Annotated in this window: 25 protein-coding genes and 1 other annotated feature; of the genes, 1 reads left to right on the forward strand and 24 read right to left on the reverse strand. The window is 44.2% G+C overall.

Translation table 11 applies throughout. From position 1 onward, the window contains the following. Positions 1 to 147: 147 nt before the first annotated feature. From RL70_RS08590 to RL70_RS08610, 5 genes are all read right to left on the reverse strand, one after another. The gene (locus RL70_RS08590; RefSeq protein WP_039043012.1) at positions 148 to 660 is read right to left on the reverse strand and encodes an adenine phosphoribosyltransferase; all 513 of its coding nucleotides are present in this window, start codon (positions 658 to 660) and stop codon (positions 148 to 150) included. Next, positions 651 to 3002, reverse strand: a complete 2352-nt coding sequence (recJ, locus tag RL70_RS08595) for a single-stranded-DNA-specific exonuclease RecJ (RefSeq protein WP_039043013.1) — start codon at positions 3000 to 3002, stop codon at positions 651 to 653. Before recJ ends, RL70_RS08590 begins: the two co-directional genes overlap by 10 nt. A gap of 105 nt (positions 3003 to 3107) precedes the next feature. Further along, positions 3108 to 3452 carry a lipopolysaccharide assembly LapA domain-containing protein gene (locus RL70_RS08600; RefSeq protein ID WP_039043014.1) on the reverse strand — a complete coding sequence of 115 codons (345 nt, stop codon included), beginning with the start codon at positions 3450 to 3452 and terminating at the stop codon, positions 3108 to 3110. Between the two features lie 130 nt (positions 3453 to 3582). Further along, complete coding sequence (gene secDF, locus RL70_RS08605; RefSeq protein ID WP_039043015.1) at positions 3583 to 5859, reverse strand: protein translocase subunit SecDF; 2277 nt, start codon at positions 5857 to 5859, stop codon at positions 3583 to 3585. A gap of 118 nt (positions 5860 to 5977) precedes the next feature. After that, positions 5978 to 6295 carry a post-transcriptional regulator gene (locus RL70_RS08610; RefSeq protein ID WP_039043016.1) on the reverse strand — a complete coding sequence of 106 codons (318 nt, stop codon included), beginning with the start codon at positions 6293 to 6295 and terminating at the stop codon, positions 5978 to 5980. A 100-nt stretch (positions 6296 to 6395) separates the two neighbouring features. On the opposite strand from RL70_RS08610, the gene RL70_RS08615 reads away from it, so the two are divergent. Beyond that, positions 6396 to 7916, forward strand: a complete 1521-nt coding sequence (locus RL70_RS08615; protein WP_039043075.1) for a polysaccharide biosynthesis protein — start codon at positions 6396 to 6398, stop codon at positions 7914 to 7916. On the opposite strand, the gene RL70_RS08620 is transcribed toward RL70_RS08615, so the two are convergent. The 19 genes from RL70_RS08620 to RL70_RS08710 form a co-directional block, all read right to left on the reverse strand. Continuing rightward, complete coding sequence (locus RL70_RS08620; RefSeq protein ID WP_039043017.1) at positions 7907 to 8548, reverse strand: DUF421 domain-containing protein; 642 nt, start codon at positions 8546 to 8548, stop codon at positions 7907 to 7909. The genes RL70_RS08615 and RL70_RS08620 overlap by 10 nt on opposite strands. Before the next feature lie 113 nt (positions 8549 to 8661). Continuing rightward, on the reverse strand, positions 8662 to 8937 hold the full coding sequence (yajC, locus tag RL70_RS08625) for a preprotein translocase subunit YajC (protein ID WP_039043018.1): 276 nt from the start codon (positions 8935 to 8937) through the stop codon (positions 8662 to 8664). Positions 8938 to 8975: 38 nt separating this feature from the next. Then, the gene (tgt, locus tag RL70_RS08630; RefSeq protein WP_039043019.1) at positions 8976 to 10115 is read right to left on the reverse strand and encodes a tRNA guanosine(34) transglycosylase Tgt; all 1140 of its coding nucleotides are present in this window, start codon (positions 10113 to 10115) and stop codon (positions 8976 to 8978) included. Then, on the reverse strand, positions 10115 to 11167 hold the full coding sequence (gene queA, locus RL70_RS08635) for a tRNA preQ1(34) S-adenosylmethionine ribosyltransferase-isomerase QueA (protein WP_039043020.1): 1053 nt from the start codon (positions 11165 to 11167) through the stop codon (positions 10115 to 10117). The genes tgt and queA overlap by 1 nt, the downstream gene beginning before the upstream one ends. Before the next feature lie 28 nt (positions 11168 to 11195). Beyond that, positions 11196 to 12200, reverse strand: a complete 1005-nt coding sequence (gene ruvB, locus RL70_RS08640) for a Holliday junction branch migration DNA helicase RuvB (protein WP_039043021.1) — start codon at positions 12198 to 12200, stop codon at positions 11196 to 11198. Positions 12201 to 12243: 43 nt separating this feature from the next. Continuing rightward, complete coding sequence (ruvA, locus tag RL70_RS08645) at positions 12244 to 12852, reverse strand: Holliday junction branch migration protein RuvA (protein ID WP_039043022.1); 609 nt, start codon at positions 12850 to 12852, stop codon at positions 12244 to 12246. 114 nt (positions 12853 to 12966) lie between these two features. Further along, the gene (locus RL70_RS08650; protein ID WP_052245868.1) at positions 12967 to 13854 is read right to left on the reverse strand and encodes an aminoglycoside phosphotransferase family protein; all 888 of its coding nucleotides are present in this window, start codon (positions 13852 to 13854) and stop codon (positions 12967 to 12969) included. Positions 13855 to 13860: 6 nt separating this feature from the next. Next, entirely contained in the window at positions 13861 to 15042 is a 1182-nt protein-coding gene (gene safA, locus RL70_RS18335; protein WP_052245869.1) for a SafA/ExsA family spore coat assembly protein, read from the reverse strand. 74 nt (positions 15043 to 15116) lie between these two features. Next, entirely contained in the window at positions 15117 to 16001 is an 885-nt protein-coding gene (gene pheA / locus RL70_RS08660; RefSeq protein ID WP_039043023.1) for a prephenate dehydratase, read from the reverse strand. A 15-nt stretch (positions 16002 to 16016) separates the two neighbouring features. Beyond that, positions 16017 to 16472: an ACT domain-containing protein gene (locus RL70_RS08665; RefSeq protein WP_039043024.1), complete on the reverse strand. Its 456-nt coding sequence runs from the start codon at positions 16470 to 16472 to the stop codon at positions 16017 to 16019. Positions 16473 to 16507: 35 nt separating this feature from the next. Continuing rightward, the gene (gene obgE / locus RL70_RS08670) at positions 16508 to 17800 is read right to left on the reverse strand and encodes a GTPase ObgE (protein ID WP_039043025.1); all 1293 of its coding nucleotides are present in this window, start codon (positions 17798 to 17800) and stop codon (positions 16508 to 16510) included. An 11-nt stretch (positions 17801 to 17811) separates the two neighbouring features. Continuing rightward, positions 17812 to 18336: a Spo0B domain-containing protein gene (locus tag RL70_RS08675; RefSeq protein WP_039043026.1), complete on the reverse strand. Its 525-nt coding sequence runs from the start codon at positions 18334 to 18336 to the stop codon at positions 17812 to 17814. Between the two features lie 192 nt (positions 18337 to 18528). Beyond that, positions 18529 to 18819: a 50S ribosomal protein L27 gene (gene rpmA, locus RL70_RS08680; protein ID WP_025783524.1), complete on the reverse strand. Its 291-nt coding sequence runs from the start codon at positions 18817 to 18819 to the stop codon at positions 18529 to 18531. Positions 18820 to 18834: 15 nt separating this feature from the next. Continuing rightward, entirely contained in the window at positions 18835 to 19161 is a 327-nt protein-coding gene (locus RL70_RS08685) for a ribosomal-processing cysteine protease Prp (RefSeq protein ID WP_039043027.1), read from the reverse strand. A 6-nt stretch (positions 19162 to 19167) separates the two neighbouring features. Next, on the reverse strand, positions 19168 to 19476 hold the full coding sequence (gene rplU / locus RL70_RS08690; RefSeq protein ID WP_025783522.1) for a 50S ribosomal protein L21: 309 nt from the start codon (positions 19474 to 19476) through the stop codon (positions 19168 to 19170). A 14-nt stretch (positions 19477 to 19490) separates the two neighbouring features. Then, positions 19491 to 19566, reverse strand: a sequence feature (ribosomal protein L21 leader region). 43 nt (positions 19567 to 19609) lie between these two features. Then, a complete protein-coding gene (locus RL70_RS08695; protein ID WP_039043028.1) occupies positions 19610 to 20221 on the reverse strand; it encodes a site-2 protease family protein in 612 nt (203 codons plus the stop codon). Continuing rightward, the gene (locus RL70_RS08700; protein ID WP_039043029.1) at positions 20218 to 20769 is read right to left on the reverse strand and encodes a M23 family metallopeptidase; all 552 of its coding nucleotides are present in this window, start codon (positions 20767 to 20769) and stop codon (positions 20218 to 20220) included. The genes RL70_RS08695 and RL70_RS08700 overlap by 4 nt, the downstream gene beginning before the upstream one ends. A gap of 150 nt (positions 20770 to 20919) precedes the next feature. After that, entirely contained in the window at positions 20920 to 21717 is a 798-nt protein-coding gene (minD, locus tag RL70_RS08705) for a septum site-determining protein MinD (protein WP_039043030.1), read from the reverse strand. Between the two features lies 1 nt (position 21718). Further along, positions 21719 to 22390: a septum site-determining protein MinC gene (locus RL70_RS08710; RefSeq protein WP_039043031.1), complete on the reverse strand. Its 672-nt coding sequence runs from the start codon at positions 22388 to 22390 to the stop codon at positions 21719 to 21721. Positions 22391 to 22413: the final 23 nt, after the last annotated feature.

Consider the following 22413-nt stretch of genomic DNA (forward strand, 5'->3'; position numbering starts at 1 on the left):
ATTGTATGGCGAAAATAGAAGATTTGTAAAGAAATGAATTCACGGAGTTTCGTCACTGTGTCGAAAGCATGTCTAAAGCTGTTTTTGCTCCATTTCTATTAAAGAAATACAAAAACTCCCCCGCGAAAATTGCGGGGGAGAAAGAAATCAGTATTTCATTAGGGAAATGACATTATGGTTTTCTAATTTTCGACGACCATCCAGGTAAGTAAGTTCGATTAGGAACGCACATCCTGCCACAACGCCGCCTAGCTTTTCAACAAGTTCAACCGTAGCTCCAACTGTTCCACCTGTAGCCAGAAGGTCGTCCACAATGAGAACACGCTGTCCTGGTTTGATGGCATCTTTATGGATTGTTAATTGGTCCACACCGTATTCTAAATCGTAGTTGACTGCAATCGTTTCGCGAGGTAATTTTCCTGGTTTACGAACCGGTGCAAAACCGATTTCAAGTGCATAAGCAACTGGACATCCGATGATGAAACCTCGTGCTTCAGGTCCAACGATAAGTTCAGCACCCATTTCTTTTGCATACTCTACGATTTGGTCTGTCGCATACTTGTAGGCTTCTCCATTATCCATGATCGTTGTAATATCTTTAAAGCTAATCCCTTTTTTCGGATAATCGGGAACTACTGTTACGAATTGTTTCAAGTCCATACTGTTTCCTCCTTGACGGCTATCTCCTGATGCACCTTTTGAAACCATTGCTTAAGTTCATGGTAAGGGGCATACAACATCCGTTCTTCCATTTCAATCTGTCTTTTCCGTTCTTGATAAGCAGGTGCATCGGCAAGATCCCTCTTGCCTGCTGTTGGTTCAATATAAACTACACCATTCTCTATCTTAACAAATCCTAAATCAAAAAACACTTTCGACATGAAATAAATTGTATCTAATTTCCAACCTTTGTGTTTCGCTAGCTGCTCTGCTTGTGCGGATAAATCAAATGTACTCCGTTTTTTCAAAAAGCTGAAGTACCATCCAAACTCCGTTCGATCCGGAATGCCGTCAAAATACCGCGAATCCGGTGCATAGAAATGAGCATATATCCGGCCTGGATCGTACTCACTCAGTAACGACTCGAGCTGGTCTTGTTGTTCCGGCATGTCAAGTAACACAACGTGTTCTATCGTTCCATCTACCTGACGCTCCTCATACAACGTAATTTCTCTTCCTTGAAGAATCGGTAAAAAGTGAGTTTTCGTCTGAGGTTGGAACGCAATATAGAGAGCATTTTCCTTAGGGATTGTATGAATCCAACGAAGCGGATCCCGGATTCCTCTCAAATCGAACACTTGACGCTCATCAGAACGGATATCTTGGAGTAAGATTTGAGGCTTTTTAAAATTGTTCCACTCATTCACTTGCAAATCCCCTGTCACCATTAGTGACATGCCGTGTGTCATTTCATCTGCAAGTTCTCCAGAACCAAAGCTGATCGCATCCAATTTACTCGCACCATCTTCTAGTTCCAATTTCAAATGGTTTTTCGCAGAACCAATTTTCCTAATGGAACCGACTGTTATCTGTTCAATCATATACATTGGTTTCGGGAAGGCCATGCCAAATGGACGTAGCTGTTCCAAAGATTCCAATACGTCCACTTCAATTTCATCGATCGTCAGTGGGACGTCAATTTGAACAGTAGCGATGAGCTGTTCATCTGTTAACACTTGTCCTGCTTGTTCATTCAACCGGTCTCGTAGAGCATCCACATCCGCTAGGGCAAGCGTCATACCAGCAGCCATTGCATGCCCACCGAAGTGTGGAAGGAGTTCTTTGTTCTTCGAGAGCTCTTGGTAAAGGTCAAATCCTTCGATACTACGTGCAGATCCTTTTGCAGTTTCAGCAATTGGGTCAATCGAAAGGACAATTGAAGGTCGATGGAATTTCTCGGTCAACCGGGAAGCGACGATTCCGATAACACCCGGATTCCACCCTTCCTTAGCTAAAACAAATACATGCGGGATGGCTGAGCCGTAATGTTCTTCAATCATTGTGAGCGCTTCTTCTGAAATCCCATTGACGAGGGCTTGTCGCTCTTTGTTGAGGCGGTCCAGTTCGTTTGCGATTCCAGTTGCTATATCACTTTCTTCTGCTTTCAATAGCTCGACAGCAGGGTCTGCATCTCCTAAACGACCAGGTGCATTGAGTCGTGGTCCGACCATGAAGCCGAGCGTCTCCTCCGTGAATTGTCGCTGTTCTGTTCCACCGATTTTCGCCAAAGCCTGTATTCCAGGGCGACTCGACATACGAAGACGTCGGATGCCTTCTTTTACGAAATACCGATTTTCATCTAATAGAGGAACTAAGTCTGCTACTGTTCCGATTGCAGCAAATTCGAGTAGATCGAGCGGTGCCTCACCGAGAAGCGCCGTTGCTAGTTTGAACGCAACACCAACGCCTGCAAGCTCACCAAATGGGTAATTTCCTTCAGGATGTCTTGGATGAATGATAGCATCTGCCTGAGGTAAGGTTTCTCCAATTTCATGGTGATCCGTGATGATGATATCGAGTCCGATCGATTTTGCAAAAACGGTTTGATCAATTCCAGAAATGCCATTATCCACTGTAATGATGAGGGAAGCGCCAAGATCCGCGATTTCTTGGAACAGCTCGCTGTTTGGCCCGTAGCCGTGTTCAAATCGATTGGGGATGACAAAGGATACATCCGCTCCAATTCTTTCTAACGCAGTTGTTAGGACCGTAACACTGGTTACACCATCGGCATCGTAGTCACCGTATACGACAATATGTTCTCCGTTTTCTATAGCTGCTTGAATTCTTGCCACTGCTTTGTCCATATCATATAAGAGAAATGGATCATGCAGAGCGGTTGCATCGGTCGTTAGAAACTTTTTGACTGATTCAGAATCTTGAAATCCACGAGATGCTAAAATTTTCGCATGAAGCGAAGGCAGTTTCAATTCCTTCATCAAGCTTTCAACCACAGCTTCATCGGGTCTATGTATCTTCCAATTTTTGTTAGATTTAATCAATGCATTCACTTCCTTATGTCTATTATACCGGCTGCAGATGATTTCTGAAAGGATTGTATCCGAAAGAAAAACGTCTTTGCATTAATCGCAAAGACGCTTGTTGTATTACTTTTTGGCATCATACTGATCACCCAATACTTCGGTTGCGAGTTCTGGTGATTTTTGCAGCATCGCTATTTCGTTTTGTTGGTTGGCAATCGTACTTTCTTTCTCGGTGATTTGTCTTTGCAGAACCTTAACTTCACGTCTGGTCCTGACAGATTTAAAGACTGCAAAGAGTCCGCTTGCGAGTGCGCCGAGTAGCGCAGAACCAAGAATGACTAGAACGAGTGGCCAGTGAGCTTCACCAAATACATAGTCGACTGGAACTTTATCGACATTGAATACTGCGAAGACTGCAATGATGATTGCAAATAATAATCCGATTACGAGCATCCATTGGGATTTCATTTTTGCTTCCTCCTTTAGTTAAAAGCCGGTATATGAGTAATAAAGATTTTTCTCACCAGCAATGCACGTAAATAAACATAAAAAAACAGGTATACCTGAGTATACCTGTTAAAGGAATCGTTGAAACGTATTAAACGATTGGTTCGTCTGATCCCCATTGTTTCTTTTCTTTGACCGTTTTAAGTTTACCGTGTTTCTTGATTTCACGCTTTTTCAGGTCGAACCAGATTTGAGCGGAAATGTAGATTGATGAATACGTACCTGCGATGAGACCAATCAGCAATGCGATTGAGAATGGTCGAATCGCTTCTGCGCCTAATGCAATAAGCGCAACGACGACTATAAGTACAGTCAATACGGTATTCACAGAACGTCCGAGTGTTTGGCGAAGTGATTTGTTGATAATATTTGCCAAGTCATTCTCGTTGTCCAAGTGACCGATCTTATGAAGGTTCTCACGGATCCGGTCAAACGTAACGATCGTATCGTTGATAGAATACCCGACAATCGTCAGTACAGCCGCGATGAAAGTGATATCCACTTCCAAACGTAAGATACTGAAGATCGCAATCATGAAGAATGCGTCGTGAAGCAGCCCTATAATAGCCGAGACACCCATTCGCCATTCAAAGCGGAACGCGACGTAGATAATAATCCCAAGTGCTGCTAGCATCAATGCATAAATCGCATTTTTTGCTAATTCTTTTCCGACTTTATCTGATACTGTTGAAATATTTGGTTCAGAACCATATTTTTCAGCAACTTGAGTCTTTATGTCGTTCACTTCTTCTTGACTGAACTCTTCATTAAATCGAGCAACACCGATATTGCTCTTGTCTCCAGAAATGACGATATCTTCTGTAGGATAGCCGATGTCTTCCAAGTACGTACTGATTTCATCTTTCGTTATCGCACTCTCTGAAAGAATTTCAGCTCGTGTACCACTAGAGAAGTCAATTCCTAAGTTCAATTTGAAGATTCCTAGGATAATCGCACCTACAATCAATAATACGATTGAAAGTGTATAGAATCGCTTACGGCTATGAACAAAGTCGAAACGGTCGAACTTCGTAGACAATTCGAGCGTATCTACGTTTTCTTCTGCAGGGTGAACGTGTTTCGGAGAAATTCCGAACCAGCTTGTTTTCCCGTCAAAGTAACCGCTATGAACAAGCAAGCCGAGAAGTAAACGAGAACCCCATACAGCTGTTATGAAGCTGACAGCGATACTGATGATGAGCATTGTTGCAAAACCTTTAACCGAGCTTGTCCCGAAGATGAACAATACGACTGCTGCAAGTAGCGTTGTAATGTTGGCATCTAAAATCGCAGTGAAGGACTCTTTGGCACCACGAGAGAAAGCGGTCTTTATGGAACTACCAATGCGTAGTTCTTCTTTTATACGCTCATAGGTTAGGATGTTCGCATCAACGGCCATACCGACCCCTAGTAGCAATGCGGCAATACCAGGCAATGTTAGCACACCATTAATGAGTGTGAAGACTACCATGATCAAGAAAATGTATACAGAAAGTGTAATGACTGCTACAACCCCGGGAATACGGTAGTACACGAGCATAAAGAGGAAGATTAACGAAACGCCGATAATACCAGCAGTTATCGTTTTGTCTAGCGCTTGCTCACCAAATTGTGCACCGACAGATGTCGAGTACATCTCTTCAAGATGAACCGGGAGTGCCCCTGCGTTCAAGATACCTGCAAGATCCTTTGTCTCGTCAACTGTGAAACTACCGGAAATCTCAACATCCGAAGAGTTGATAGTTTGACGTACGGAAGGTGCTGAGATGAAACGAGGATCCGGTTTTTTCATTTCTTCTTTATAAGAATCTTTACCTTCTTCGAAGTCGAGCCAGATGACCATGACGTTTTCAGGCGCTTTTGCAGCGACTTCCGTTGTCACTTGAGCAAACTTCGAAGGGTCTTTCATCTCTAGTGTAACGACTGGATTGCCGCCTTCACCAAAGTTTGCCTTCGCTTTACCTGCTTTCAAGTCGTCCCCGTCAAGCAATAATTTATCATCCGCATCACGGAACGTTAAATTCGCTTGGGTCGAAAGTAATTCACGTGCCTTCTTCTGGTCGTCAACACCAGCTAGCTGAACGCGGATTCGATTGTTCGATTCAATTTGAATACTTGGTTCACTGACACCGAGTACGTCAATCCGGTTGCGAAGTGCTTTCGCAGTATCAGCGACAACGTCTTCAGTGATTTTCTGCTTATTATCTCCTGTTTTCAGTTGCTGAACTTCATACAAGACTTCAAATCCACCTTGTAAATCCAGTCCTAATTTTACATTTTTTAAAATTGGGTTCGCTGTACTGCCGATTGTAGCTGCAAAAATAACGAGCAACAATAAAAAGGCGACCAGCCGTCCTCTTTTCTTCATGATCCATTTTCCCCCTCTATATGTGAAGCGGTATTACTATGTTATGTACGAAAGAAACATCAACACAACAATTATGAGACAGAGAGTCTCTTGTGTCAAATGCTATTCGTTCCACAACCTAATTTTCTGAATTCTTCTTAGGGGAAAGTAAGAGTTGTAACTCATCGCTATTCAAATCTGAAAACCAATCAGACCCCCGCTGCTCTTCAATTTGTGTGTAGGTCATGTATTCTGCTGGTGTGAGTTCCATAACATCATTGATCAGCTCATACGTCCTCATCTCACTGATATTTCGCTTTCGCCACTTTTTTTGAACGCAGTATTTCCAAATATCCTTTTCTGTCACAGTTGAATACCCGTAAAAATGGAATTCGTTCATCTTACTTTCAATTGCAGGGCGGACATGGTCAAACAATTGTTCGTATTTGATATCCACTCACGTTCATCCCTTCTTTAATAGAGAGTTGTAAATGTACATGTTTCCGCATACTAATAGTGTATATGAATTGGTTGGACTTGAGAAGGAGTTGTTTTCATTGTCTTCATTTATTCGCGGTACAGTAATCTTGATGATTGCCGTTTTCATGACAAAACTACTAGGTTTTGTCTATCGTATTCAATTTATGCGGGTTGCTGGTGAAGAAGCAGTAGGCATTTATATGACTGCATTCCCGGCATTCATCTTTTTCTTATCGCTCGTTCAGTTAGGGATACCGATTGCAATTGCAAAAGTCATAGCCGAACTGAAAGCTAAAGGTGAAACTGCTCGTTTTTCACAAGTAATGAGAACGTCCACATTCATAACACTGTGCACGGCTTTTATCTTCATTCCGCTTTCGGTATTATTCGTTCCTTATCTATCAGGAACGTTACTTGGTAATTCTGCCACATCCACGACACTTTATGTAGGTATTGCAATTATACCGATAGCTGCTATCGGTGGAATGATTCGTGGTTTTTTTCAAGGAATCGCTCGTCTGGAAGAGACAGCATGGTCACAAATCATTGAACAATTCATCCGGATTATACTCATCACTTGGCTACTTCCTTACTTCTTAGTCGATGGAAATGCTCCACTGAATGCTGCAATCGCTATGTTAATTACATTACTTGCAGAGGCAGGTTCGGTATTCTATTTATGGCTTAAATATAAAAAACACAAAAAAAATACCCCTGCTACGCGCGATAGGGATGGTCATTATCCGCTTCAACCATTATTTTCTGTTGCATTACCTTCCTCAGGAAGTCGATTATTCGGGACGTTTACATGGTTTTTAGAACCGATCATCTTTTTACGCGCTCTTGCTGTATCGGGAATTACAGCGGCTGCTGCGACTTCGCTCTATGGGGTTATTTCAGGGGTACTGATTCCATTGCTGCTATTCCCATCATTCATCTCTTATGCGCTGTCTGTTGTGCTCATTCCTGCAGTAAGCGGTGCTTCCGCATCAGGAAATATTAGTAAGCTTCGAGAACGTATTCATTTATCTCTTCGGCTTTCTGCCCTAACAGGCGCGTTTGCAGCCGCAGTATTTTTCATTCACGGTAAAGAAATGGCAGAAACACTCTTTCATATTACAAAAGGGGCATCGTATATGGTAATACTTGCCCCAATTTTTTTCTTTTATTACATTCAAAGTCCTTTGTTTTCCATTTTGCAAGCAACAAATGAAGCGAAAGCGGCTATGATGAACTCTGTCTACGGTGGAATCGCTAAGTTGGTTGTCATGTTTGTACTTGCTTCACAACCAGGTCTTCAAGAAACTGGGGCTATTTTAGCAATTGGATTCGGTGTTCTAATTACCTCGTTCCTACATATTGCAACGTTAAGAAAAAACAGAAAGACCGACACCGGTTTTACAATGTTTGCACTTCCATATGCATCATTCATAATGACTGCAATCATGCGTCCGATCTTTATACCAACCGGCAATTATGGTCTTTGGATCGATTGCGGAATCACCGTAATTTTTCTCACAATCGTTCTATTTTTCACTGGACAGTTGAAGCGAGATGACATCCGTCACTTCAACAAATTATTTGCTCGTCACAAATAAGCTTGCTTCAATTGGACTTTTAGTTCTCCATTTTCATACGAACAGTAAAAAACTTGCTGCGGATCCTCTATACCTTTTTTACGAAGCTCTGCTACTAACCATTCTTCAGTTTTGTGCTGGATTTCCAGGTGTCGGGCATCGATATATCCATCTGAAATGAGAGGAAGAACAGGTGCGGTGTCTCCGTATTTGAATACCGCTAAGTTACCCGACGGTTCAAGATACGCGTATGCTACTTCAAATACCGAACCGATTTCTTTTTCACGTAATTGCTGGAACAAGTCATCTAAATTATAACGTTGTTTTCGCATCTCTTCTTCTAATATATGCCCATCTCGAATAATTACAGTTGTATCCCCGTCAACAATGTCTCGGAATTTCTTGTTTTTCAACGAAATATAAGACGACACAAACTGAATGATCAGCAAAACTAACATGGGCAGAATGGAGTTAATGAGCTTTTCGTCTGGAGAGTCGAGTGCAAATGCTGCCACTTCAGCGATAATGACAAAAACGACAATATCAATAACACTTAATTCACCGACTTCTCTCTTTCCCATCAATCGAAGGATGAGAACAATAAGCGCATACAGAAGTAATGTGCGAAACCCGATAATAACTAAATCATGCATGACTACATCCTCCTTTATCGTTCGTAGCTTGCCCACAAGTGCTGTCGCTTAAACGGATAAAGGCATAAAAAGAGACCTGCCCATTAACCTGGCAGGTCTCTTCAATTTCAGTATTAAATAGCGGTTGAGCTATCTGTAACTCGACCGACAGCTTGACGATCGAATTGCAATACAGCGCCGTCTGCAGTTTTCAAAAATACAGAAGTTTCATCGACTGCGTCAATTGTACCGTGTAATCCACCGATTGTCACGACACCATCTCCACGCTTCAAGCTTGTCTGCATTTCTTTTGTTGCTTTCTGACGTTTTTGTGCTGGACGAATCAGCAAAAACCACATAATTGCGATCATCGCTACGAACGGCAGCAAATTTACTAAAGTTGCACTCATCTAAAATCCCCCCCCCTACTTAAACTAGTATACAAGAATTAAAAGTTTTTTGCATTTGGTTTGTTGAAACCATATTGTTCGAAAAACTCTTCACGGAAATCGCCGAGACGATCATTCCGGATTGCATCCCGTACTTGCTCCATTAAATTGAGCAAAAAGTACAGGTTATGATATGACGCGAGTCGCAGACCAAAAGTTTCATTACATTTAATTAGGTGACGAACGTATGCGCGACTATAGTTTTTACATGTATGACAGTCGCAATTTTCATCGATTGGCCCAAAGTCTTTTTCATATTTTGCGTTCTTGATGACAACGCGTCCGTTACTAGTCATTAACGTACCATTACGAGCAATTCGCGTTGGCAATACGCAGTCGAACATATCCACTCCACGGATCGCTCCGTCAATTAGTGAATCCGGTGAGCCGACTCCCATTAAGTAACGGGGCTTGTCAGCAGGCAGTAACGGTGTTGTGAATTCAAGCACACGGTTCATAATGTCCTTTGGTTCACCAACAGATAGTCCACCAATCGCATAACCTGGGAAGTCAAGTGACGTTAGATCTTTCGCACTTTGTTTACGCAGTTCTTCAAATTCTCCACCTTGTACAATTCCGAACAGACCTTGATCGTTAGGACGTTGATGCGCATTTAGGCAGCGTTCTGCCCAACGGGAAGTACGCTCAACACTCGCTTTCATATACTCATAAGTTGCTGGGAAAGGCGGGCATTCATCAAACGCCATCATAATGTCCGACCCGAGAGCATTTTGGATATCCATTGCCTTTTCAGGACTTAGGAAAAGCTTACTGCCGTTCAAATGGTGTCTGAAGTGAACACCCTCTTCTTCGATTTTACGCATATCACTCAAAGAAAATACTTGGAATCCGCCCGAATCCGTTAAAATGGGACGATCCCAGTTCATGAATTTATGAAGTCCGCCTGCTTCGCGAATAATTTCATGACCCGGACGAAGCCATAAGTGATACGTATTACTCAAAATGATTCCAGAACCGATTTCTTTCAACTCTTCAGGAGACATGGTTTTCACAGTCGCCATCGTTCCAACAGGCATGAATGTTGGTGTTTCGAAAGAGCCGTGCGGCGTATGCACAATTCCAAGGCGTGCACCTGTTTGTTTACATGTTTTAATATGTTCGTATGTAACTGCTGGCATTATTCGTTCTCCTTCTTTCTTGACGGTCGGATGAACATCGCATCTCCGAAACTGAAGAATCGATATTCTTCATCGATCGCCTGGTGATAGGCATTTAAAATATAATCTCGAGTGGAAAGGGCGGACACAAGCATGACTAGTGTCGATTTCGGCAAGTGGAAGTTCGTGATGAGCCCATCTACCCCTTTAAATTCATAGCCCGGGAAAATAAAGATGGATGTCCATCCCGAACCAGCGACAATCTTGCCATCATTTTCGCTCGCAATCGTTTCAAGCGTACGCGTAGACGTTGTACCAACTGCAATCACGCGTCCTCCCGCTTCTTTCGTACGATTAATAGCAGTAGCCGTTGCCTCGGTCACTTGGTAGTACTCTGCATGCATTTCGTGATCTTCTATCGAATCGACGCTAACCGGACGGAATGTTCCGAGACCTACGTGTAAGGTGATGAATTCTACACCAACGCCTTTAGCTCGTAGTTCATCTAAAATTTCTTCCGTAAAATGCAATCCAGCAGTTGGGGCTGCTGCAGAACCACGCTCTTTTGCAAACACGGTTTGATAGCGTGATTGGTCATCTAGTGATTCCGTAATATACGGTGGCAATGGCATTTTCCCAAGAGCATCCAGTAGCTCATAGAAAATACCTTCATACGTAAACTTAAACGTGCGGCCGCCTTGATCGGCAACACCGATACACTCTGCAGTCAAACGACCGTCACCAAACGTAATGACCGTCCCAGGCTTCACTCGCTTCGCAGGCTTGACGAGTGTTTCCCATTCATTGTCACCGGTTTCTTTCAGTAATAATACTTCGATAGAAGCTCCGGTTTCTTCTTTCACGCCAATCAATCGCGCTGGTAGCACCTTCGTGTCATTCAGCACAAGCATATCGCCTGCTTCTAGTTCGTCGACAATTGCACGAAAGTGTTTATGTGCAACTTCTCCTGTTTCACTATTCAACACAAGCATCCTACTGGCAGTTCTATCCGCGAGTGGTGTTTGTGCTATTAACCGTTGTGGTAAGTCAAAGTCAAAATCATGTACATCCATTCCATCTAATCTCCTTAATGTCGTAAAGTCAGCGTTGCTCGGGCAGTGGATACCCAAAGTGTTCATACGCCAAGTGTGTCGCAATTCTTCCACGCGGGGTCCGTTGAATGAACCCGATTTGCAATAGATAGGGTTCGTAGACGTCTTCAAGTGTGACCGACTCTTCCCCGATACTTGCTGCAAGGGTCTCCAATCCAACTGGCCCACCTCGGAACCGTTCAATCATACCGGTCAATAACTTATGGTCGATGTGGTCAAGTCCATGGGAATCCACTTGTAACATTTCCAGTGCCTCTTTTGCGATGTCGAGAGAAATTGTACCATTGCCGCGCACTTGCGCATAGTCTCGCACCCTACGAAGTAGACGATTTGAAATACGTGGGGTCCCTCTTGACCTACGTGCAATTTCTACAGCTGCCTGGTCCTCGATCTTCACATCAAACAACCCTGCACTTCTAATGACAATTTCCTGTAGCGGGTCAATGTCATAGTATTCAAGACGTAACGGAACGCCGAACCGATCCCGAAGCGGGGCAGAAAGTGATCCGGCACGTGTTGTTGCCCCAATCAATGTAAACGGTGGCAAGTCGAGACGTATCGATTTTGCAGATGGCCCTTTTCCAACGACGATATCGAGACAAAAGTCTTCCATAGCAGGGTACAGTACTTCCTCAATCGATCGATTCAACCGATGAATTTCATCGATAAATAATACATCCCCTGGCTCCAGTGAAGAAACGACTGCCGCCAAATCACCGGGACGTTCAATCGCTGGACCGCTCGTCATGCGAAGGTTGACGCCCATCTCATTCGCAATAACAGCAGCGAGCGTTGTCTTCCCTAGCCCTGGTGGTCCATATAATAGCACGTGGTCCAAACTTTCGCTTCGTCCCCGAGCGGCCTCGATGAAAATTGACAAGTTGTCCTTCACTTTATCTTGTCCTATATAATGCGCTAACAGTTGCGGGCGCAGTGATTGCTCGAATCCTTCATCAAAATCCGAAAGTTCACTTGAAAGTACGCGTGAATCCATTGTTCTCCCTCCTTTTCAACCGTGCGCAAAGAACACGGACTTCTTACTGCTGTTTAAGTAATAATTGCAATGCTCTCTTCATATATCCTTCTGTCGATAACTCTTCTTTCTCGAGCGCTTTTTTCACTTTCGCTATTTCTCTTGCTGAATAACCTAGCGCTTCAAGTGCAAGCATCGCTTCTTCAAGTGCTCCGTTTTCTGTGAGAGTGAATAGTGTATTGCCATCATCTTCTGGCATGTCCAACTCCGTGAAGAGATCTACCAATTTGCCTTTCAAATCCAAAATCATTTGGCGAGCTGTCTTCTTACCGACACCTGGGAACTGAACAAGGAACGACTCGTCTTCACGCTCGATTGCGCTGATCACTTGTGATGGAATACCACTTGAAAGTATGGCAAGTGCCCCTTTTGGACCGATTCCTGATACCGTGATCAGTTTTCTAAATAGTTCTCTTTGCTCTAATGATAGAAAACCCATAAGCAACTGAGCATCTTCCCGCACATGGTGGTGAATGAAGATCTGTTGCTCTGTTTCCGTCACATGAAATGCGTATGGATTCGGTGTTAACACTTGATAACCGATTCCTCCATTTTCAATCGTAATATATTCTGGTGTCACTCGGGTAACGAACCCTTTTATGTAATCATACAATGCCACTTACCCCCTAGAGTCTTATCTTCAAGTATACCACATCAACGTGAAATACAGCGCAGTCTAATCACCAAAAAGAACTGCCAGACGTATAACATACGACTTGGGCAGTCCTTATGGGAAATAGCGATCGTGTTCAAGTAAATTGTTTGAAAACTGACAGAGTTCAGGCCATCGATTCAATGCCTGTTCAGTAAATGGAATGAGTTGCTTGGCTAAGGTCTTTTGACGTTCTTCAGGAAGTGTCGTCAAATACGACCACTCACGCAGCATCTCATTTGGATACTGAAGCATGGCAATTGCCTGCTGGCCAAGAACTTGCAATCTAGGTTCTTCATCAAACAATAACGTCGCATTGTAATCGACCTTTGGAAGAACTCGATGCAGCCATAATGCAATTTCTACGTCGGGATGACCAGTGCATGCTAAATCAAAGTCTATTAAGGATACAGTTCCCTCCGAGGTTTTCAATAGATTGTGATGCACCACATCTCCGTGAAGAAGCGTATGGGGCGCTTCTCGAGCAGTTGAGGTGACTAAACGTGCAAGAGCTTGCTCGCTATACCGCTCAATACTATCAAAGGTCTCTTCCCCTAAAAAAGGAACGATTGTATGGCGTTTGTTGAGAAACCTCTCCAGTCGCCAACTCCATTTATCCAACAATGTGTACGTTTGTAAAAACGGAAGAGATTCCCAGTCCACAACAGATTCAGTCTCGTGGAGGGCATCCAATGCTGTCAAGGAAGCCCTCCGATCAGATTGTTTTGTAAAATCCACTGGGATAGCATCCGTTATCCATGGCTGGACGACAATGTGCGCATTTCCTTTGGTCGTAATTGGTGCACAAAATGGATATTCCACTGTTTGCAACAGTTCATGTATTTTCCTGATTTTGATGGCATCTCGAACATCCGCATAGCGCTTTACCGAATATTCTTTTCCCTCTTCTTCTAATCGCCATACATTTTCTTTAATGCGAGAAAATTTCTTTTCAACTTCCACGGTCGATCAATACGAACCCATTTGGTTTTGCCCATAGTTTCCTTGCTGCGGATAACCCATTTGCTGATAGCCACCATAATAAGGATGTATTCCCATCATCGGCATCCCGTAATATGGAGTTGGCGACATGTTTGAACCACAAGACGAGCATAGATGCATGTATTGTGGATGTTGTGCAGCAGCTTGAATGCCTTGCATCGGAACTTGCTGATTGTTCGGGTACTGCTGTGTATATCCTTGTTGCGGCATCTGTTGTGGGACATATCCTTGTTCAGGCGGACAGTACGCAGGTGGTGATAAGTCAAAAGTAGATGACTCGATATTCGGCATTTGAACGTTCGGAGTTTCCCACATTTTCATACTGTCGCAATGATTCGGTGACACTCCTGGTCCTTGACCAGCCATAATTGGTGATTCATCTTTGCACTCCGATGTTTCAGGTTGCATGTTCCATAATGGTGGCTGTACAGGTACTTGCGGCATCATCGGTGGTGCCATCGGCTGATGCATATGATGTTGCATCGGATGCGCGCATGGATGACAGTCCGCATCGTAAATCGGCATCCAACCACACGGAATGCCAATGAACATCGGGTGGACCATCGGTTGTGGCTGCATTGGCGGCATTGGTGGTACTGGTGGTGCTTCGCAGCTCGGAGGTTCTGGTTTAGGCATCGGTTTCACTTCCGGCTTTGGTGGTGGAGGTGGTGGTTTCGGCATCGGTTGTGGCTTCACTTCAGGTTTCGGTTGTGGCTTCACCTCTGGCTTTGGTGCAGGTTTTGGCGGCGGTGCTGGTGGTGGCGTTGGCAACGGTTTCTGTGCAGGTGGCTTTGGCATTGGCTTCTGTGCAGGTGGCGTCGGCTTTGGTATCGGAGGTACTGGCTGTGCCGGCGGTGCTGGTTTCATCGGCTTCTCATACTGTTGAGGATGTTTTTCCTTTCCCCCATGCTTTTCAGGATGCTTAGTCCCCTTCCCCTCGGGAAGAAAAATTTTCATGCCGGGCACAATATAGTCAGGATTGGCTAAATGTGCATTCACCTTTTTCAATTCTTCAAACGAAATTCCATATTGACGCGCTATTTTCCAAAGCGTGTCACCTTTTACAACGATATGGACATTCACTCTGTAAAGTCCCCCTTCCATCGACTCATCATATGAACGGGTGCCCGGATATGTGACCATGTACATTGTCCGGCACCTTCTCTTTCAACTATACGAATTAGGAGAGGTAAATAGTACTTCAACAAAAAAATACCTGCCGATTACTTTCCGGCAGGTATTTTTTGATTATACGTACTATAAGATCCAAACGACGACACATCACAACGAAGTGCTTTTAGTTCTTCCATTGCACCTTTCATCATCGGATGATTTTCCGTTTCTGCAACGTCTATGATAAAAAAGTAATTTCCTAGACCCGTTTTCAATGGACGGGACTCAATTTTACTTAAATTTAACTTACGCCATGAAAACACCGATAAAATTTGATGAAGCATACCAGGCTGATCATCTTCCGGCAACTTAATCATAAGGGTGGTTTTTGGAATTCCTGCACCTTCATAAGCTAACGTTTCTTTACGTAATGATAGGACAACAAACCGGGTGTGGTTGAAATGGAAATCGTGGATTGATTCTTCAGCAATATGGAGTCCATATGTATCTGCAGCGAGCTGATTTCCAATCGCCGCAATCGGTAGTTCCGGATGCTCAGACACATACTTCGCAGCAGCTGCTGTCGAAGACGTCTGCATGAGCGGAACTCTTCTAAAGTGATATTGCAAGTATTTATGACATTGCGCGAGCGCATGAGGATGAGAGTGTATCGACGAAAGTGATTCCACTGCGTCAGCCTGTTTTGGATGCACCATCAGATGCTGTTGAATAGGTGTGGAGAGTTCAGCATTAATGAACAAATCACTCCCATGAAACAAGTAGTCAATCGTTAACGGAACGGATCCTTCCAACGCATTTTCGAGCGGTACAATCGCATAGGCTACTCGTCCATCCGTCACCGCTTCTATGCAATCTGGAATCGATGGAAACGGCATCAGTCCATCATTACCAAAGAAGTCTGTAGCCGCAATATGCGTGAAAGATGCTTCAGGTCCTAAATAAGCAACACTCGGTTTTAAAGATTCATGTTTCATCGACTAGTTCTCCTCTCACAATGCGCCCGAACTGACCAAATGAACCGAATCCACAAAACTCGGCCCATTCAGCTTGTGGATGAACGCCTCCATGGAGAGGTTCATCTCAGTTACGTCCAGCGACAACGTAATGTTCGCCCGCCCTTGTACGGGTATGGTTTGGTGAATCGTCAACACATTACAGTGGGATGTTGAAATAAGCTCCAACAAAACCGCAAGTGAACCTTTCAAGTCTTCCAATTGGATGAATACCGTCAGTACCCGTTCACGCGCGATCGCTTCAAATGGGTATACTGCATCTTTGTACTTATAAAAGGCGCTTCGTGATAATCCAACACGAGTAGTCGCTTCTTGAATCGTTGCCGCTTCCCCTGATACGAGAAGACGCTTCGCTTCAAGCATTTTTTGCATCGACTCCGTCAGGACATCTTCCCGCACCAAATAGAATTGGTCTTCACCCAACTGCTTCATCGTCAATCCCCCTGCAGCCGTCAGCCGGCTCTTCATTACTCAATAAATTCAAACTCGAAGTCAAGAAGACGAACGATGTCTCCGTTTACCGCACCGCGTTCACGAAGTGCATCATCAACACCCATGCCTCGCATTTGACGGCCAAATTTACGGACAGATTGGTCGAAGTTGAAATCGGTCATCTTGAATAATCGCTCGATACCATATCCGGACAATACGTAAGCCCCATCGTCATCGCGTGTAATTTTGAAATCAGGTGTTTCTGGTTCGTATTTATAAAGAACGGAGTGCTCTTCTTCTGTTTCTTCCACTTCATGCATTGGGAATTCTGACGTCACTTCAAGCAGGTCTGCAATCGCAAACAATAGTGAATCTAATCCAGTGCGTGTAATGGCTGAGATTGGGAAGATTTTGTGTTCCGTTTCTCCAAGTTTTTCTTTAAATGCCTGTAAGTTTTCTTCTGAATCCGGCATGTCCATTTTGTTTGCCACAATAATTTGAGGACGCTCCATTAGACGCATGTTATATTGCTCGAGCTCTGCGTTAATCGTTTCGAAGTCTTCAAATGGATCTCTGCCTTCTAAACCTGACATATCAATAACGTGCACAATGACACGAGTCCGCTCAATATGACGTAAAAACTGATGTCCAAGTCCTACTCCTTCGTGGGCACCTTCAATAAGTCCGGGCAAATCCGCCATGACAAATGTCCGGTGATCATCTGTTTCAACAAGCCCCAAGTTTGGAACGAGTGTTGTGAAGTGATAATCAGCGATTTTAGGCTTGGCAGCAGATAGGACAGATAGAAGCGTAGATTTACCGACACTTGGGAATCCAACAAGGCCAACATCAGCGAGTACTTTCAGTTCAAGCATGATGTCACGTTCTACACCCGGTTCTCCTTTTTCGGATAGCTCAGGCGCCGTGTTTTGCGGTGTCACATAACGGCTGTTCCCGCGTCCCCCGCGTCCTCCGCGTGCAATCACTGCAGTTTGTCCATCTTCCACTAAATCCGCGATAATTTCTTTTGTTTCTACATCTGTCACAACTGTACCAGGCGGAACTTTGATTACCATACTCGTACCTCGACGGCCATGCTGGTTTTTGTTGGCTCCATGCTCCCCGCGCGGAGCTTTAAAATGACGCTGATAACGGAAATCCATCAATGTACGCAATCCCTCATCTACGACGAAGATAACGTCTCCACCATTCCCGCCATCGCCGCCTGCCGGACCGCCAAATGCAATATATTTTTCACGGCGGAACGCAACGATTCCATCGCCGCCGTCTCCACCTTTAACGTAAACTTTTACCTGATCGACAAACATGTAATTTCCTCCTATTGTCCACGGAATGTGAACGTCCAATACTCATTATCTACAGACAGCTTTGCTGTCCAGTCTTTCTCATATACATCATTCCATACAATCGGCGCTGTTTGTCCGGGAAGCGAAAGTGAGACTTCCCACTCGTCACCGGTGGTCGTCACTAAAATGTTGACCACACAGTCCGCGTAAGGGTCTGCGCCATTTACAAGTTGCTGGCATATGTCGTCCAATACTTCAACAATCGCCTGATCGTCTGCTTTTCGGTCAGATTTTCTAGGAACGATTGATGTTTTTAAAACTTTGCTGAACGCTATGTAGTTCCAGTCAAAAGTTAATAGCCACGTTTCAAGCACGGGCATGTCCAGTCCACTTATTTGGGAGTCAATACGCATGCGTTCTGTAGCATCCAGAAGTTTGCGCCGTGCTTCGGGGACATTATTGAGGTCCATGTGCATGAGGATGAGCTGTAGCTCATTTAAAAAATCATGTCGGGCGAATTTCATCGCATCCCGGACAGTCAACTCCGATTTTTTCAAAATTCTTCACCGCCTGCAGTTTCGTTCTTTACAGTATAGCATTATGGGGGTGTTGTTCGTCAAAAAGTTTGGGTGAATCATTGTTGATTGCCTATATAAGTGAAAACGAGATGATACTAATTGGAATCCAGATTTTAAAAATAAAAAAAGGACTGCACACTTGGCGCGTGCAGTCCTTTTTGGATTCAATTCTTATGCTTCCTGCACTGCAGGGTACACACTTACTTTTTTCTTATCGCGGCCAAAACGCTCGAAGCGTACAACGCCGTCAACTTTAGCGAAAAGAGTATCGTCGCCTCCGCGACCTACGTTTTCACCTGGGTGAATTTTCGTTCCGCGCTGGCGGTAAAGAATAGAACCACCAGAAACGAATTGTCCATCGGCACGCTTAGCGCCAAGACGTTTCGATTCGGAGTCACGACCGTTCTTTGTAGAACCTACCCCTTTTTTCGATGCGAAAAACTGAAGATCCAAACGTAACAACATGTGTTCCACCTCCTACTTGGTAAAGGTTATTTTTATAAACTGCGCATAGTCTTGTTCAATCGTCTGCATCGAAACAATCATCGCACGCATAATCACTTGCTGATCATGATCATATTCCGTCTCCGGTAGAACGACTTTCAGGTATCCACCATCTTCACCTTGTTGGATCGCTGGTGTGATTCCAGTAAGTGTAATAATTGCATTTACTGCGCCAAATGACACGGCAGATGCAGCTGCACACACTAAGTCTTTCCCATGTTCTGCGTAATCGGCATGTCCGCTCATCTCAAAAGAGTTGATACGACCAGATGCTTGTTCCTGTACGGTGATTTGAATCATAACAGCTTACAGGTTGATGCCTTCGATAACAACCTTAGTATAAGGCTGACGATGACCCTGTTTTCTGCTGTAGTTCTTTTTCGGCTTGTATTTGAAGACAGTGATTTTTTTGCCTTTGCCCTGTTTAACGATTTTCGCTGTTACAGAAGCACCTTCCACGAATGGAGCGCCAACTTTCACGTCATCTCCACCTACAAAAAGAACTTTGTCAAATGTTACAGCCTCATCAGCTTCTCCCACCAATTTCTCGATGAAGATCTCCTGACCTTGCTCAACTTTGATTTGCTTTCCACCAGTTTCAATAATTGCGTACATACTTGCACCTCCTCAAATAGTCTTAGACTCGCCTTCCCAGGTGATCCATTACAGATGCTTGTACCTGGTTCAGTGCGGTTGCAGCACGGGTGCGCTACAAACATAACATTAGAATAATAACATGCATACATCTTTACGTCAAGTTGTTTCTTTTCAATTGCTCATAGATTCTTTGATATCTTCTAAATCGAAATACACTAATGTTCTGCAAACATAAAAAAACCGCAAGACTTATTAAAAGCGCAGTTTCAGGCAATCCTGTCAGTAACACCGAAATTCCTACGACCAGAAATCCTATCGAGAACAAAAGAAACGCGGTTTGATCGAAATAACGGCTTTCTTCACGTTCTGTCAATGCGAGTAACGCCTGTCCACCATCTAGCGGCAATATCGGAAGTAAATTCACGAGTAGGATCAACAGTTGGATGCGCATCACATCCATGGAACCTGGAAACGTTACCGTCATGGCCACTAAAAGTAACAGAGTCGTTGCAATCGGACCGCCAAGTGCTAGCAGGAGTCGTGCCCGACGTGAATGGTCAGCGCGTCCGGCGATTTCTAATTCCCCACCATATGGCAGGATTGTTATCGAACGGACGCGCATTCGATTCGCTTTTGCCGCCACTAAATGTCCCGCTTCGTGAAAGAGTAACGAACCGAAAACAATGGCGTAAGCAGCGAGTCCGCCCATTACAGCAAGTAAAATGAAGACCGGCAGCAAAATCGGATGCAACCGAAATTTCAAGGACTTACTTCCGAAAAGAACGCCGGTAACAACGTCGAGTCAAGCACAAGTCCATCCCTCTTCACTTTTAAATACATCGTACCTTCTTCCATCACTGCAAGCGTGTCCCCTTTGTTAACAGCAGTATAAGGTAACTTTGCAAACGACCCGACGAATCCATAAGTTACTTCATCGCCATTGTCATACTGTACAGTGAGTGTCTTTCCCGATTGTCTCGTAAATCCTGTAAATACAATAAGACCACTTCCACGAGCCGCTATCGGAAGAGCTTCAGGATAGGACAAAATCACGCCTGATTTATACGGTTGCATCGATTCGTACGCAGCAAATGGGTCAACTCCTTCAACCTCACCACTTACTTGGATCATTCCGGATTCCTCAGAGTCAATCATCGAAGCCACCCATTTTTTCACCGCTACAAAATCTTGACCCGTTGAAAGATATTGGGTGACTGGCTTCTCCATTACGCCGAGTTGCTCTAGTTTAGCAACACCGAGAATCGCAATTGTGAATACGAGAGCAAACATCCATTTTGTCTTTTTCCTCACACGTATCCCCCCTTTTTTTCAGTATATGAACCACAACTCCTGAATAGTCGGGACCGCACATCTTTTGTATACAAGGCGGAGAATCGTAAAATTATAAATTCGCATCAAAAAAGTCCTCTGCACCAATTTAGGTACAGAGGACTTTAAATATTATTTTGAAAATAACGATTTCAACTTACCGAAAAATCCTGGTTTACCAGTATCCACTGACATGAGCGGAACAGATTCCCCCAGTATCCTTCGAGCGATATTACGATACCCTAGCGCAGCGGGATTATTTGGATCCATCACAACTGGCTCTCCCTTGTTGGAAGACGAAATAACGTTTTCATCATCAAGCACGATACCAAGCAAATCGATCGACAGATGTGAAGTAATATCATTCACGTCAAGCGTATCTCCTGAATTAATGAGATTTCTTCTAATCCGATTAATAATGAGCTTTGGCGGCTCAATATCTTCTGCCTCAAGCAAACCAATTATCCGGTCCGCATCTCGAACTGCCGAAATTTCCGGAGTCGTCACGACAATCGCACGATCTGCTCCTGCCACTGCGTTCTTGTAACCTTGCTCAATACCCGCAGGACAATCGATCAAAATGTAATCATAGTCCCGTTTTAACTCAGTGATCAAGTCTTTCATCTGTTCTGGCGTGACTGCGTTTTTATCGGTCGTCTGTGCAGCTGGCAATAAGAACAAACGATCCTCGAACCGCTTGTCCTTAACGAGCGCTTGCTGAATTCGACAGCGACCTTCAATAACATCCACTAGATCGTAAATAATACGATTCTCAAGGCCAAGAATTACGTCTAAATTTCTCAATCCAATATCTGTATCGACTAGACAAACTTTCTTACCTTGAAGGGCCAATGCAGTACCCAGGTTTGCCGACGAAGTCGTTTTACCGACTCCACCTTTCCCAGATGTTATAACAATTGCTTCTCCCACATTAGCTCCCCCCTTTAAATGTTGACAAACCAGGCCGCAACAGTCTTAGATCCTGCAAACGGTCAATGGCGATAAAGCCATTCGTGTGCAAGTATGCGCATTCCATTTCAGGATGCTCTGACAAAATTGCGAGCTCATCTGTCATCGTTTCCATTTGGTCCGCAATCATGAGGTGTGTCGCTTCCAACCATGAAGCAGCAATAACCGCTTCACGGTTGCCAGCATTTCCTGCATGCGCTTTCCCTTTCAACCTACCAAGTATATAAATGCTTCCCGCTGCAGAGACATGTCCATTCGGATTCACATCACCAATGACAACCAGATCACCTTTGGCATGTACTTCCTGACCAGAACGTACAATACCGATATACGTTTCGGACTGTTGTTCTTGTACGCGGCGGTTGCATTCTTCCATCGTAATTACATCGCTTTGAATCTTTGAAACACGTAAATGCCCAGCAGACTGGACAACCTGGATAATCTCTTTTGCTGCCTGGTCACTGCAATAGCGTGAGCCTGTATGAATTTGCACCTCAACAGCGCCTTCTAGACCAGGATCCTGCGCTTTCTTGCCTAACTCTTCCAATAGATCTGAATAGGCGCATTGATCGTCCAACCGCAGGATGAGTCCATCTTTGGTACCTTTAATCGTTACAACTTGCTGTTTCGACACTTGCGTCACCCCGCCCTATGCGA

The sequence above is a fragment of the Sporosarcina sp. ZBG7A genome (assembly GCF_000813425.1).
In the GTDB taxonomy this organism is placed as follows: domain Bacteria; phylum Bacillota; class Bacilli; order Bacillales_A; family Planococcaceae; genus Sporosarcina.

Excerpts from the sequence above, each read along its gene's own strand:
- queA (WP_039043020.1), bottom strand. The coding sequence starts at position 11,167 with ATGGATGTACATGATTTTGACTTTGACTTACCACAACGGTTAATAGCA.
- RL70_RS08665 (WP_039043024.1), bottom strand. The coding sequence starts at position 16,472 with ATGAAGCAGTTGGGTGAAGACCAATTCTATTTGGTGCGGGAAGATGTC.
- RL70_RS08590 (WP_039043012.1), bottom strand. The coding sequence starts at position 660 with ATGGACTTGAAACAATTCGTAACAGTAGTTCCCGATTATCCGAAAAAA.
- rplU (WP_025783522.1), bottom strand. The coding sequence starts at position 19,476 with ATGTACGCAATTATTGAAACTGGTGGAAAGCAAATCAAAGTTGAGCAA.
- ruvB (WP_039043021.1), bottom strand. The coding sequence starts at position 12,200 with ATGGATTCACGCGTACTTTCAAGTGAACTTTCGGATTTTGATGAAGGA.
- yajC (WP_039043018.1), bottom strand. The coding sequence starts at position 8,937 with ATGAGTGCAACTTTAGTAAATTTGCTGCCGTTCGTAGCGATGATCGCA.
- RL70_RS08685 (WP_039043027.1), bottom strand. The coding sequence starts at position 19,161 with ATGATTCAAATCACCGTACAGGAACAAGCATCTGGTCGTATCAACTCT.
- obgE (WP_039043025.1), bottom strand. The coding sequence starts at position 17,800 with ATGTTTGTCGATCAGGTAAAAGTTTACGTTAAAGGTGGAGACGGCGGC.
- safA (WP_052245869.1), bottom strand. The coding sequence starts at position 15,042 with ATGTACATGGTCACATATCCGGGCACCCGTTCATATGATGAGTCGATG.
- RL70_RS08620 (WP_039043017.1), bottom strand. The coding sequence starts at position 8,548 with ATGCATGATTTAGTTATTATCGGGTTTCGCACATTACTTCTGTATGCG.
- tgt (WP_039043019.1), bottom strand. The coding sequence starts at position 10,115 with ATGCCAGCAGTTACATACGAACATATTAAAACATGTAAACAAACAGGT.
- pheA (WP_039043023.1), bottom strand. The coding sequence starts at position 16,001 with ATGAAACATGAATCTTTAAAACCGAGTGTTGCTTATTTAGGACCTGAA.
- secDF (WP_039043015.1), bottom strand. The coding sequence starts at position 5,859 with ATGAAGAAAAGAGGACGGCTGGTCGCCTTTTTATTGTTGCTCGTTATT.
- RL70_RS08600 (WP_039043014.1), bottom strand. The coding sequence starts at position 3,452 with ATGAAATCCCAATGGATGCTCGTAATCGGATTATTATTTGCAATCATC.